The 12,804-nt window shown below is 72.7% G+C and carries 11 protein-coding genes; 6 read left to right on the forward strand and 5 right to left on the reverse strand.

Annotation, left to right across the window (positions count from 1 at the left end):
- Positions 1-21: 21 nt before the first annotated feature.
- Positions 22-762: a type 1 glutamine amidotransferase domain-containing protein gene (locus ACJX2R_RS04170; protein WP_413098816.1), complete on the forward strand. Its 741-nt coding sequence runs from the start codon at positions 22-24 to the stop codon at positions 760-762.
- A gap of 12 nt (positions 763-774) precedes the next feature.
- On the opposite strand, the gene ACJX2R_RS04175 is transcribed toward ACJX2R_RS04170, so the two are convergent.
- The gene (locus ACJX2R_RS04175) at positions 775-1,449 is read right to left on the reverse strand and encodes a M20/M25/M40 family metallo-hydrolase (RefSeq protein WP_413098817.1); all 675 of its coding nucleotides are present in this window, start codon (positions 1,447-1,449) and stop codon (positions 775-777) included.
- A 38-nt stretch (positions 1,450-1,487) separates the two neighbouring features.
- Positions 1,488-2,609 carry a diaminopropionate ammonia-lyase gene (locus ACJX2R_RS04180; protein WP_413098818.1) on the reverse strand — a complete coding sequence of 374 codons (1,122 nt, stop codon included), beginning with the start codon at positions 2,607-2,609 and terminating at the stop codon, positions 1,488-1,490.
- A 112-nt stretch (positions 2,610-2,721) separates the two neighbouring features.
- Here ACJX2R_RS04180 and ACJX2R_RS04185 point away from each other — a divergent pair, with 112 nt between their 5' ends.
- Positions 2,722-3,672: a LysR family transcriptional regulator gene (locus ACJX2R_RS04185; RefSeq protein ID WP_413098819.1), complete on the forward strand. Its 951-nt coding sequence runs from the start codon at positions 2,722-2,724 to the stop codon at positions 3,670-3,672.
- 71 nt (positions 3,673-3,743) lie between these two features.
- On the opposite strand, the gene ACJX2R_RS04190 is transcribed toward ACJX2R_RS04185, so the two are convergent.
- Together ACJX2R_RS04190 and ACJX2R_RS04195 are read right to left on the reverse strand one after the other, a co-directional pair.
- Positions 3,744-3,980 carry a hypothetical protein gene (locus ACJX2R_RS04190; protein WP_413098820.1) on the reverse strand — a complete coding sequence of 79 codons (237 nt, stop codon included), beginning with the start codon at positions 3,978-3,980 and terminating at the stop codon, positions 3,744-3,746.
- Positions 3,981-4,113: 133 nt separating this feature from the next.
- Positions 4,114-4,542 (reverse strand): VOC family protein, encoded by a 429-nt coding sequence (locus ACJX2R_RS04195; RefSeq protein ID WP_413098821.1) that lies wholly within the window; start codon positions 4,540-4,542, stop codon positions 4,114-4,116.
- A 349-nt stretch (positions 4,543-4,891) separates the two neighbouring features.
- Here ACJX2R_RS04195 and ACJX2R_RS04200 point away from each other — a divergent pair, with 349 nt between their 5' ends.
- Positions 4,892-6,397: an AlkA N-terminal domain-containing protein gene (locus ACJX2R_RS04200; RefSeq protein WP_413098822.1), complete on the forward strand. Its 1,506-nt coding sequence runs from the start codon at positions 4,892-4,894 to the stop codon at positions 6,395-6,397.
- A gap of 236 nt (positions 6,398-6,633) precedes the next feature.
- A complete protein-coding gene (locus tag ACJX2R_RS04205; protein ID WP_413098823.1) occupies positions 6,634-9,024 on the forward strand; it encodes an NlpC/P60 family protein in 2,391 nt (796 codons plus the stop codon).
- Between the two features lie 63 nt (positions 9,025-9,087).
- Here the strand turns inward: ACJX2R_RS04205 and ACJX2R_RS04210 are convergent, their stop codons facing one another.
- Positions 9,088-11,016, reverse strand: a complete 1,929-nt coding sequence (locus tag ACJX2R_RS04210; protein WP_413098824.1) for an FUSC family protein — start codon at positions 11,014-11,016, stop codon at positions 9,088-9,090.
- A gap of 349 nt (positions 11,017-11,365) precedes the next feature.
- On the opposite strand from ACJX2R_RS04210, the gene ACJX2R_RS04215 reads away from it, so the two are divergent.
- Together ACJX2R_RS04215 and ACJX2R_RS04220 are read left to right on the forward strand one after the other, a co-directional pair.
- Positions 11,366-11,563 carry a ferredoxin gene (locus ACJX2R_RS04215; RefSeq protein ID WP_413098825.1) on the forward strand — a complete coding sequence of 66 codons (198 nt, stop codon included), beginning with the start codon at positions 11,366-11,368 and terminating at the stop codon, positions 11,561-11,563.
- A 23-nt stretch (positions 11,564-11,586) separates the two neighbouring features.
- Complete coding sequence (locus ACJX2R_RS04220; RefSeq protein ID WP_413098826.1) at positions 11,587-12,801, forward strand: NAD(P)/FAD-dependent oxidoreductase; 1,215 nt, start codon at positions 11,587-11,589, stop codon at positions 12,799-12,801.
- Positions 12,802-12,804 lie beyond the last annotated feature (3 nt).

The raw sequence follows: 12,804 nt of genomic DNA on the forward strand, positions 1-12,804 counted from the left end.
GTCCTGTGGTAGGCAGTCCTCGTGCGTATCCTCCTGCCCCTGCCCGACCGGGACTTCGACGTCACCGAGGTGGCCGTGCCCTGGAAGCTGCTGACCGACCTCGGCCATGAGGTGGTGTTCGCCACCGAAGGCGGCGACGGTCCACCCGCCGCCGATCCGCTGCTGCTCACCGGAGTGCTCTTCGGGCAACTCGGCGCGGAGCCCGAGCCCAAGGAGTTCTACGAGCAGCTGACCGGCGAGACCGCCTTCCGCCACCCCGTGGCGTGGGCGGGCCTCCGGCCCGAGGCGTACGACGGGCTGATCCTGCCCGGCGGCCACGCTCCCGGGATGCGCCAGTACCTCGGCTCCGGCCTCCTGCGCGAGAAGATCGCGGAGTTCTGGCGGCTGGACCGCCCGGTGGGCGCCATATGCCACGGCGTTCTCGCCCTGGCCCGCACCCACGACCCGGCCACCGGCCGCAGTGTCCTCGCCGACCGGCGCACCACCTGTCTGCCCGGCTACATGGAGCGGACCGCGTACTACCTCACGGCCTGGCGGCGTGGCCGCTACTACCGCACCTACCCGGCCTACGTCCAGGACGAGGTCGTCGCCGCCCTGGACGACCCCGCCCGGTTCGAACGCGGGCCCATCGAGCTGCGGCGGCGCGGCACGGCCACCGATGACACCCCCGCGTTCGTCGTAAGGGACGGCAACTACCTCTCCGCCCGCTGGCCCGGCGACGCCTATCTCTTCGCGCGGCGCTTCGCCACGATGCTCGCCTGACCGGCGCGCCCGTCAGGACGGGCCTCGCGTGGCCAGTCGAAGGAGGGTGGTGGCGAGCACGTCGACACCGTGGGCGCACGCTTCGGGGGTGGAGTACTCGCGGGGGTTGTGGCCGATGCCGTCGTACTCACCACGTACGAAGATCATGGCCGTGGGACAGAGCGCGGCGATCTCCTGGGCGTCGTGTCCGGCACCGGAGAGCAGGGAGATGTGTTCCAGGCCGTGGTCGTCGGCGGCCTGGGCGATGACCGCGAGATCCTCCTCGGCACGGGCCATCCGGGCATCGTCGGGGTTGCGCAGATCGACGGTGAGCTCGGCGCGGGCCGGGACGATATTGGTCAGGTCCGGGTGGACGACCGGATGGGCAACGTCTACGGCCGCCGCGAAGGCACCGACCCCACGGCGGCCCCCGTACTGACCGGGTCGCATATCGACAGCGTGGCCACCGCCGGTGCCTTCGACGGCTGTCTCGGTGTCCTGGGCGATCCGGACCGTCAGCCCGGCCTGCTCCATCCATGCGATGACCTGACGCCGCCCGGCGGCGTCAGCGTCGGTGAGGGCCAGCCGGTTCACCCCGCGCAGACCGGTGTGCTCGTCGTCGTACGCGCCGATCTCGGCGAGGTCCATCAGCGACCGCCAGAGTCGGTGGCCGTCGACGGTGATCGTGTCGGGGGTGGGGCCGGTCATGTTCGTTCTCCCATGGGTGGTCGGACGCGGATGGGTTTTCAGTTGTCCGCGGTGGTGGTGGCGGGGTTGGCCGCGCTGCCCTCCGTGCTCAGCAGCACCACGGTTGAGGCGGGGCCGAGGCCCAGTGCGGCGCGGCGCTCGTCGGCGCCGTCGCCGGTGAGCGCGGCGCGCGGTCCGGCCAGCGAGGCGGCGCCGCAGGGGCCGCTGGAGATGCCGAGCCGGGCGAGATCGCGGACCGCACGGGCGCTCGCGGCGTCGTGGACGGCGATGGCCGCGTCGAGCCCGTCGCGCAGGCAGGGCCAGGCGATGCTGGAGGGAGTGCCGCAGTTCAGTCCGGCCATGATGGTCTCGCCGGTGGTGACGCTGACCGGTTCGCCACGCATGAGGCTTTCGATGACGCACGGGGCGGCCGTGGGTTCCACCGACAGCAGCGCCGTGGGCGGCCCGGCCGGGCGACTGCGGTAGTGGGTGACGACGGCGTGGGCCAGCGACCCCACGCCCACCGGGATGGCGATGAGACCGGGCGTCCCCGCTCCGGCGGCCGCGAGTTGCTCGTCGATTTCGGCGCAGAGGGTGGAGTAGCCCTCCACGATCCAGCCCGGTATCCGTTCATAGCCGGGCCAGGCGGTGTCCTGGACCAGGAGCGCGCCCGGTGCGGCGGCCGCCCCGGCCGCCCGGCGCACGGCCTCGTCGTACGCGCCGATGACCCGGGAGACCTCCGCCCCCTCCGCGGCGATGGCCGCCACGGCCGCCGGATGGACACCTTGTGGCACGAAGATCCGGGCGCGGTGGCCGAGCAGACGTGCCGTCCGGGCCACGGCGCGGCCATGGTTGCCGTCGGTGGCACTCACCAGGGTGACGGGCACTGTGGCATCGCCGCGCGCGGCCCGCGCGGCGAGGGCGCGGTGCACGGCCCAGGACGCGCCCAGGGCCTTGAAGGCGGGCAGGCCCAGACGGCACGACTCGTCCTTGACGAAGACCCGCCCGACCCCCAACTCGGTGGCCAGTGCCGGGAGTTCGGTCAGCGAGGTGGGAGCGTAACCGGACAGGGCGGCGTGGAAATCCCGTACCCCGGTGGGGGCGGGCGGACAGGACCAGACCCGGGCGGCGGGGCGGGCGAACCACGGCGGCTCGGCGGTGGAGGAAGCGTATGCGGGCACGCAGCCAGCGTGCGGCCCGCCCCTCCCGTCGGTCCAGCGAATGTTTCCCATCTATATTCATCGGCAGAACCGACGAATGGCGATCCCTTCACAGCGAGGAGAGCGGGACCTCGTGTTCGACCTGCACCGACTGCGTCTGCTGCGCGAACTCAAGCACCGCGGCACCCTCGCGGCCGTCGCCGCCGCCCTCTCCTACAGCCCCTCGTCCGTCTCCCAGCAGCTGTCCCAACTGGAGGCGGAGGTCGGTGTCCGGCTGCTGGAGCCGGTGGGCCGACGGGTGCGGCTCACCGAGCAGGCGGAGATCCTCGTCGCCCATACCGAGGCGGTGCTGGAGCGCTTGGAGCACGCCGAGGCGGACATCGCCACCTCCCTCACCGATCTGACCGGCACCCTGCGCGTCGCCTCGTTCCAGACGGCCATCCTCGCCCTGGTGCCCGGCATGCTGAGCCTGCTGCGCGACCGGCACCCCGGCCTTCGGGTGCACGTCACTCAGATGCCACCCGAGACGGCCCTCCCCGCGCTCCAGGCCCGCGACTTCGACCTCGTCGTCGCCGAGGAGTACCCGGGCAATCCCAACCCCCGGCCGCCCGGCCTGGAGCAGGAGGATCTGCTCGACGACCCCCTCCACCTCGCACTGCCCGCGCCGGCCGGTGGGCGGAGCAGCACCGGGCCGGACCCCAAGGGCGGGGGCGGCCCCACGGCGTCGTTGCGCTCGCTCGCCGGTCATCCCTGGGCCATGGAGCCCGAGGGCACGGCCGCCCGCCACTGGGCCATGACCCTGTGCCGGAACGCCGGGTTCGAGCCCGATGTGCGGTTCGAGACCACGGACCTCCTGATCCATCTCCGCCTCGTCGAGCAGGGCCACGCCGCCGCCCTGCTCCCCGGCCTCGTATGGAACGGAGCGCCCACGACCGTCGCCGTGCGACAGCTCCCCCGCGGGCAGCGCACCCGCCGTGTCTTCACCGCGGTACGCCGGGGCCGCGGCCGCCACCCGGCGATCGCGGCCTGCCGCGACGCGCTGCGGCGGACGGCCACGGACGTGGCCACCCAGGCCGGCGTCTGAGACCAAAGCATCGTCGGCCCCTACCGCGGACGGTCGGGGCCGACGATGAGTACGCTCAGGCTCAATCGCCCTCAGTCGTCAACGCACTTGGGGTACTTCGAGCCACGGTTGCAGTCGTGGTAGTCGTACTTGCTGACCCGGAACTTCTTCTCCTCGCCGCCCTTGGCCGGATCGACGACCAGGTAGAACTTCTTCCCGTCCTTGACCTTGTCGCTGACTGTCCCGTCAGGGCCCCGGTCAAAGTCCTGCGCGCACCCGGCGAGTGCGAGGGCTGAACATGCCAGGAGGGCAAGGGCAAGGCGACGCATGTCGTGCTCCGATCAACGTGAGGATTGCGAGACAGTCTAGGGGGCACCGGATCATGGCCCGGCCAGGGGTGGCATTCGGCGCCCGGCGGCAGACGGGTCTGACCAGCGTACGGGCGGATCGCTGAGCGGTTGGCTAGGGGCGGACGTAGGGCCGGGTGATGATCTCCATGTTGTGGCCGCCGGGATCGTCGAAGTACGCGCCACGGCCGCCGAAGAGACGGTTGATCCGGCCGGGATCGGTGTGGCTGGGGTCGGCGTAGTAGGTGACGCCGACCGCTTCCAGACGTGCGATCATCGCGTCGAACTGCTCATCGGGCACGAGGAACGCGTAGTGCTGCGACTGTATGGGCTCGTCGCGCTTCTCGTAGTAGTCGAGCGTCACGCCGTTGCCGAGATCGACGGGCAGGAACGGGCCGAACGGCGCTCCGACCTCCACCCCCAGAATCGCGGCGATGAACTCGGCGGACAACTGCCGGTCGTGGGCGTAGACGGCGGTGTGATTCAGCTGAACGGCGGTGGCCGGGGGCTCGGAGTCGTGCTGGGGCTGGGCGTGGTGTGGCATCTGTGGTGGTGTCTCCGCATCGTGGAATCCGCTGGAACGGGCGCCGCGTTCGGGCGCCGCGAGGAAGGAAACGGAGGAAGGGGCGGGCCTCTGGCCCGCCTCGGGCTCACGCCGAGGCCGGGCGCCTCACTCGTGCGTGGCCCATGGCCGACCCGGCAGTCACCTTGCCGAATTTACCATCGGCGGTCCGACTGCGTACAACCGTCGCCGAGTGCGTTGGGGTGTCGAGTGCACTGAGGTCGAGTGCGCCGGAGTCGCCCCCGGCCCGCCCCCTGCCGCGGCCGCCGCGAGCGTCATGTCCGATTTCCGCCAGCGCGGCTCCCCTTCCAGGGCGCACAGTGGAGGTGTGATGAGCGACGACAGCAGGTACGAGGCGGTGTGCAGCCGCGACGCGCGGTTCGACGGCGAGTTCTTCTTCGGTGTCGCCACGACCGGGATCTACTGCCGGCCGAGCTGCCCCGCCACCACGCCCCGGCGCAAGAACGTCCGGTTCTTCCCGACCTCGGCCGCCGCGCAGGGCGCGGGGTTCCGGGCCTGCCGCCGCTGTAGGCCCGATGCCGTGCCCGGCTCCGCCGACTGGAACGCGCGGGCGGACGCCGTCGGCCGCGCCATGCGGATGATCGGGGACGGGGTGGTGGACCGGGAGGGGGTGTCCGGGCTCGCCTCGCGGCTCGGGTACAGCGCCCGGCAGGTGCAGCGGCAGCTGACCGCCGAACTCGGCGCCGGGCCGGTGGCGCTCGCCCGCGCCCAGCGCGCCCACACCGCGCGGATCCTGTTGCAGACCACCGCGCTGCGGGCCTCGGAGATCGCGTTCGCGGCCGGGTTCTCCAGCGTCCGGCAGTTCAATGACACGCTGCGCGAGATCTACGCCGCCACCCCCACCGAACTGCGCGCCGCCCGGCCGGGGAAGTCCTCCCTCTCCGGACCCGTGGGGTCGCCCGGTGGGGTGCTGGGGACCAACGGCGGGACCAACGGTGGAACGGCCGGGGTGCCGCTGCGGCTCGCCTACCGCGGTCCGTACGACACCACGCAGGTCTTCGACTATCTCGCCCGGCGTGCCCTCACCGGCCTGGAGGAGATGGTGGGCGCGCCGGGCGCCCGGACCTACCGCCGTACCCTGCGGCTGCCGTACGCCTGCGCCATCGTCGAGGTCGACGAGCGGCCCGGCGACGGCTGGCTGGAGTGCCGGCTGCGCCTGACCGAGCTGCGTGATCTGACCACCGCCATCCAGCGGATCCGGCGCCTGTTCGACCTGGACGCCGATCCGTACGCGGTGGCCGAGCGCCTCGGCGCCGATGCCGCGCTCGCGCCCCTGGTGGCCGCGCGGCCGGGGCTGCGTTCGCCGGGCACCGCCGACCCGCATGAGCTCGCCCTTCGCGCCGTGCTCGGCCAGCAGGTCTCGGTGGCCGCCGGGCGGGTGCTGGGCGATGGGCTGATCGCCGCGTACGGCAAGCCCCTGGAGCGGACCGACGGCGGGCTCACCCATCTCTTCCCGAGCGCGGAGGATCTCGCCGGGGCGCCGCTCGCCGAGCTCGGCATGCCGGAGAGCCGGCGCGCCACGCTGCGCACGCTCGCCGCCGCGCTCGCGGACGGCACCGTGCGGCTGGACGCGGGCGCCGACCGCGACCGGACCGAGAAGGAGCTGCTGGGGCTGCGCGGCATCGGTCCCTGGACGTCCGGTTACATCAGGATGCGCGCGCTGAGCGACCCCGATGTGCTGCTGGAGTCGGATGTCGCCGTACGGGCCGGGGCCAGCGGCGCCGGGGCCCATCTGGAGGACTCCGAGGGCTGGCGGCCCTGGCGCTCGTACGCCATGCACCACCTCTGGAACGCCCCGCGGCCCCGGCCCGCATGATCCCCGCCGGAGACACCCGCTGGGAGACACCGCCAGGCGGCACCGCGCCCGCCAACTCGTCGCCGGGAGCGTCCCGGTGACATCAGGGTGAGATCGATGACCCCGGCGTGAAGAACGACGACCCATTCTGAAACCCCGGTCCCCCGCCGCTTTACGGCCCCTTTATGCCGCTGAGAGCGTGCGCGGCGAGCACTCTCGACGAGCGCGAGACGAGCGCGAACTGGGGGAGATCGTCAATGGGACACAGGAGAACGGGACACAGAAGGGGGCGGGTTGTCCAAGGGATCCTCGGTGTCGGGGCCCTGCTGGGCGCGCTGCTCGGGATCCCGCAGCAGGCCCACGCCGATCCGGCGCCGCCTCAGCCGACCGTCTGCAAGCCGTGGGTGGTCATCTCCGCCTATGGCGCGGACGCCTCGGTCGGGCCGGGTGCTCCCTGGGGCAGCCCGGTCAACAGCCAGTACATCGGCGGGATCACCAACGCTCTGAAGGCGAAGGGCATCGGCACCGCCGCTCGTGATCCGGACGGCAATCCGCGGTCGGACGACGCGGTGGACATCCGCAATCTCTCCTACCCCGCGAACGCGTTGCAGTACTGGCCCTGGGAGCCGGGCTACAACGAATCGCTGAGGCTGGGGAAGGAGAAGCTCGCCCAGGAGGTGAGCTGGTACAACACCACCTGCGGCAAGGGCACCAACCTCATCCTGCTCGGGTACTCCATGGGTGCCCATCTGATGAAGCAGGCGATGCAGGATCCGCTGCTCCAGGCCAACCAGGAGGCCGTGGCCGCCGTCGTGAACGTCGCCGATCCCAGCCGGAGCAACGGCCAGGCCGGGATGGCGCAGAGCGGTCAGATGCGGACGGTGACGCCGGACTTCGCCCCGGCGGAGGCCCAGGCGGCCGACGGCGGGCTGTTGCAGCGGGCCACGGTGCCGGAGACCTTCTCCGGCTTCCTCGGCGACGGCCGGTACCACGACATCTGCCGCACGGACGACCAGTTCTGCAACCGCCCCGGTCAGACGCTGCCCGGGGACTGGGTGGACATCGCCAAACGGGCCGCGGACAGCGAAGGACCGCACGGCGACTACGCACGTGGCGCCGACTCCACCGGCGCCCGGGCGGTGGAGTCCGCGCTGACGCACCAGGCGGAACGGAACACCGTGCCACCGGGGCCGCCACCGGCCCCCGGGACCGGTGACACCAATCCGCCGGACACCCCACCGCCCCCGCAGGGACGGCCGGACGACCCCCCGGCGCCGCCGAACGACCCGAACGACAAGTCCTGCGCACCCCACGGCGACACCGACGCGACGGGAGCCGCGGCCATCAAGGAGGCGTGCGCGGTGGTCGGGGCCGACACCTGGTACACCTGGGGCGGCGGCCACGGGGTGAATCCGCCGGGGGCCACCTTCGGCCATGTGGACTCCTCGGACCCGGAGCGGAGCAGAAACGACCCGAACCGCGAGGGCTTCGACTGCTCGGGGTTCGTCCGCTACGCGTTCTACAAGGCCACCGGCTATGACGTGCTGGGCGACCGCACGGCGGAGCAGATGTACAACGCCTCGTGGCCGGTGCGGATGACGGCGGGGCAGGGCGAGGGCGCGCTGCGCCCCGGCGATCTGGTGTTCTTCGGCACCGAGGGCAATATCCACCACACCGCGATCTATCTGGGCAACGGGCAGATCGCCGAGGCCCCGCAGTCCGATGAGAAGATCCGGGTGGCCCCGCTGCGCAGCCATGACGACTACACCGGCGCCGTGCGGATCAGTGGCGCGGGTGGCGGCGGCGGTGGCGACGCGCCCCAGTCCACCTGGGGCACCAATGTGCGCACCCACACCGAACCGTCCATCGGCTCCGCGGTGCACTCCACCTTCCCCGGCCCGACGGGGATCCGTGTCGACTGCCAGCGGCGGGCCGAGCGGGTCACCTCCGAGGGCTACACCAGCGATGTGTGGTCGCATCTGCCGGACGACGGCGGCAGTTGGGTCAGCAACATCTATGTGAAGGGGCCGGAGTGGATTCCGGGTGTCCCGGAGTGTGAGGGGGATCCGGGCCAGGGCGGTCCGCCCGGTGACGGCGCCGGATCGCGGCGCCAGACGTGGGGCACCGATGTCACACTGCGCAGCGGTCCGTCCTCCAAGGCCCAGGCGACGGACGCGCTGGCGAAGCCGACGACGGTGCGCGTCGACTGCCAGGCGCGGGGCGAGGAGGTCACCGCGGACGGTGTCACCAACGACGCCTGGGCCCATCTGCCGGACCGCGACGCGTGGGTGTCCAACATCTACGTCCGGGGCGGCGCCTGGCTGGAGGGCATTCCCGAATGCGACACCGACCAGGGCGGGGGCTACGGCGACAACGTCGACTTCCGCAACACCTGGGGCGATGACGTACGGGTCCACCGGGACCCCGCGCAGGGCTCACCGGCCGTGACCACGCTTCAGGGGCCGAGCCAGGTGCGGGTCCGGTGCCAGGTCCACGCGGAGCAGGTGACCTCAGAGGGCTACACCAACGACGCCTGGAGCTATCTCTCCGACCGCCAGGGATGGATCAGCAACATCTATCTCAAGGGCGGTGCGTGGCAGGACGGTGTGCCGCTCTGCGCGCCGGGCAATCCGCCACCGGGGAGGTGAGCGGTGGCGGCCGCCGGGGAGGTCAACGGGCTCAGCCGGCGGCCGCCGGAGAGATGAGCGAGGTCAACGGGGAGCCAGGTCGCGCACCGTGCGCAGCCCGGCGGTGACATCGGCGATGGTCGCGCAGTCGCCCACCGCCGCCCCCGCGGGCAGGACGAGGTCCGTCGGGGGTCGGCGGGTGGCGACGGCGTCGGCCAGGTCGGACAGCGCGGCCCGCAGCCGGGCGGCGAGGGCCGGATCGGGCTGCGGGGCGCCCTGGTCGAGCCGTACGCCGCAGGCCGTGACCGCGTCCACGATCTTCTCCAGGGCCAGCACAACCGGCGCCCAGGCCGCCAGGTCCCGGCCGAACGGCGGGTGTTCCGCACTGGCCACCTCCACCGCGCGGCGGGCGTCGGCGAGCGCGCGGTAGGCCTCGCGGCGCAGCCGCAGCCGGGTGGCGTACGGCGCCTCGGCGGTGAGCACCCGGTCGAGGTGGTCGCGGGTGGCGCGGACCGCGAGCGACAGCCGCACCGACACCTGGGCGCGCGGGCCGCCGAGCCCGGGCAGCGCCCCGGCGGCCAGCACCACACCGCAGGCCAGCAGCGTGTCGGTGAGCCGGGTGAACCCGGGGTCGGTGTCGCCGCCGAGGTAGACCAGGGAGAGCAGCAGCGGGGTGAGCACGGCGGTCTGGAGGGCGAAGTGGCGTACGGAGACGGGGATCAGCGCGGAGCAGACCGCCGCGACGGCCACCGGCCAGATGCCGGGGGCGCCCGCGCCGGGGGCGAGCAGCGTGGCGAGGGCGCCGAAGACGGCCACGCCCACGGCCGTGCCGAGGGCGCGGGAGAGGGCCCGCGAGACCAGCGGGCCCATGTCGGGCTTGACCAGGAAGGCGGCCGTGGCGGGCAGCCAGTACCAGTGCGCGCCCGGCAGTTGCTGGGCGAGTGCGGTGCTGACGCCCACGCACAGGGCCACCCGGGCGGCGTACTCCCGGCCCGCCGGGCCGAGCGCGCGGCGCAGCCGCTGCCGGTGGCCGGGGACCACCGCGCCGACGGGCGGCGCCGGTTCGCCGTCGAAGACCCGGGCGGCGAGCAGCACGGCCCGGTGCATGGCCACATTGCCCGCGGTGTCGGGCACGGGGGCGGGCAGCCGGCCCGGTGGCAGTCCGGTCCGTACCGAGCGGGCCAGTTGGGCGGGGGTGCGCGCGATGCGCTCGGGTACGGGTTCGTCCTCCCACAGGAGGGTCAGGATGCCCTCGCTGAGCGCCCCGGCCACCGCCAGCCGGTCGCGCGAGCGCCGCTCCTCCGCGTCGACGCGGTGCAGGGGGAGCCGATGGGCGTAGAGGGCTTCGTACGCCGCGTCATAGGCGGCGGTCAGCTTGCGCCGGGCGGCCTGGCCGTCGTCGGTGCCGACCGCGGTCATCAGGTCGGCCAGGGCGTCGTACACGGCCGCCACCGCCTCCCGTTCACCGGAGGGCGCGGCCTGGCGCGAGGGGATGACGCGTGGCAGCAGCGCGGCCATGGCGATCACCCATGCGGCGCCGATCAGCAGCAGGCCCGCCCGGACCGGCGGGGACACCGGGAGGGGCATGCCCGCGCCGACGACGGCGAGCACCATCAGCTGCACCCCGGCGGAGGAGCAGACCGGGCCGATGGCGCTCATCGCGCCGGAAACCAGTCCGACGGCGGCGAGGGCGAGCGCGATCCAGATCCCGAGGCCGAGCGTGCCCAGCCAGGCCCCGGTGAGCAGCCCGAGGGCCCCGGCGAGGGCGGGCAGTCCGATGCGCACGACGCGGGTGGCGCGGGTGGCGGGGCGGTCGTTGATATGGGCGAACATCGCCCCGAGCCCGGCGAGCATCCCGAACGGGGTGTGTCCCGACGCCACGCCGACGGCCACCACCGGTCCCACGCCCAGGGCTCCGCGGACCACCGCCGCCCAGGGCACCGGGCCCCGTAGCGCCCGCACCCCGCGCAGGGGGTGCGTCAGCCAGTCGGGCGGTGTGCGGAGCGCGCGCAAGGATCCTCCGTGCGGTGGAAATCGTGGGGCTCTTGGAACCGTACGTGAGCAATGCGGAACTTTCGTAACCTGCGTATTTCCGCCATGTGAGCCGCTGATGCCCCATCCCGCGCAAAAGCGGTCCCCGGCCCGTGGACCCGGGTGTGACCTGGCCTTTTGCCCAGTCTTCCCGGACCCGTCGGTCGGCCCGTTCGGGGCGCACATGCCAGGCTCATATGTCCCGCTCCGTGGCCAGCTTCTTGCGGAGCGTGTTGTGCTGGGTACGCGGGGGAACTAGCCTCCGTTCCGCCCGTTACCGAACATTCGTCTGGTAACCGCCTTCCGTTGATCCCCAGCGCCGGAGAACGCCATGCAGGTGACCTTGCATCAGGACAAATGCGTCGCCTCGGGGCAGTGCGTCCTCGCCGCCCAGGACGTGTTCGATCAGCGCGACGAGGACGGTCTCGCCGTACTCCTCGACGACCGCCCGCTGGCGGAGCTGCACGACGACGTCCGTCACGCGGCCGCCGTCTGCCCCGCCCTGGCGATCGCCCTGGCCGACCAGTGAGCGCACCGCGGAACGTCGTGATCGTGGGTGCCTCGGTCGCGGGGCTCACCGCGGCCGTCACACTGCGCACCGAGGGGTACGACGGAAGGCTCACCCTCATCGGCGACGAGCCTCACACCCCCTACAACCGGCCGCCGTTGTCCAAGCAGATCCTGGCGGGCACCTGGGAGCCGGACCGGATCAAGCTGCGCACCAACGAGGAGCTGTCCGCCCTCGACGCGCGGCTGCTGTTCGGCAGATCCGCCACCGGTCTGGACACCGCCACCCGCCGGGTGGTGCTGGACGGCGGCGACAGCGTCTCCTACGACGCCCTGGTCATCGCCACCGGTGTCACCCCCAACAGCCTGCCCGGCGCCCACCATCTGGCCGGGGTGCATCTGCTGCGCACCCTCGACGACGCCCTCGCCCTGCGCGCCGATCTGCGCCGCGAACCCGATGTGAAGGTGGCGGTGGTCGGCGCGGGCTTCCTCGGCTCGGAGGCCGCGGCGGCGGCCCGCAGGATGCGGCTGGACGTCACGATGATCGACCCCCGGCCGGTGCCGATGCGGCGGCAGTTCGGCGACCGGATAGCCGCTCTGGTCGGGCGGTTGCACAAGAAGAACGGGGTGTCCATGCGCTGTGGCACCGGGGTGCGCCGGTTCTTCGAATCCGGCGGTCGGGTGACCGGTCTCGAACTCACCGACGGCACACTGCTGGACGCCGATGTCGTGGTGGTCGCCATCGGTGCCGCCCCGGCGATCGGCTGGCTGGCCGGATCCGGTCTCGAGCTGCGCAACGGTGTCGAATGCGATCCCACCTGCCGCGCGGCGCCCGGCGTATACGCGGCCGGCGATGTCGCCTCGTGGCACAACAACCACTTCGGCTGCCGGATGCGGCTGGAACACCGGCTGAACGCCACCGAACAGGCGCGGGCCGTCGCCCACAATGTGCTGGGCGAGAACCAGCCGTTCGCCCCCGTGCCGTACTTCTGGACCGATCAGTACGACGCCCATATCCAGGCGTACGGCATCTTTCCCGCCGACGCCGAACTCGCCGTGCTCCACGGCGAGCTGGAGGGTGGCCACTTCGTCGTCGCCTATGGACACCGGGGCCGGGTGGTCGGGGTGCTCGGCTGGAACAGCCCGTGCGAGCTGCGCAAACTGCGTCAACTCGTGGTTGACCGGGCACCGTGGGCCTCGATACTGCCCGCTCCCCAGGCGGTATGGCCCGGCCGACACCTCTCGGCCAGTCTCCGGTGACCG

The sequence above is a fragment of the Streptomyces sp. Inha503 genome, from assembly GCF_047215865.1.
In the GTDB taxonomy this organism is placed as follows: Bacteria; Actinomycetota; Actinomycetes; order Streptomycetales; family Streptomycetaceae; genus Streptomyces; species Streptomyces lycopersici.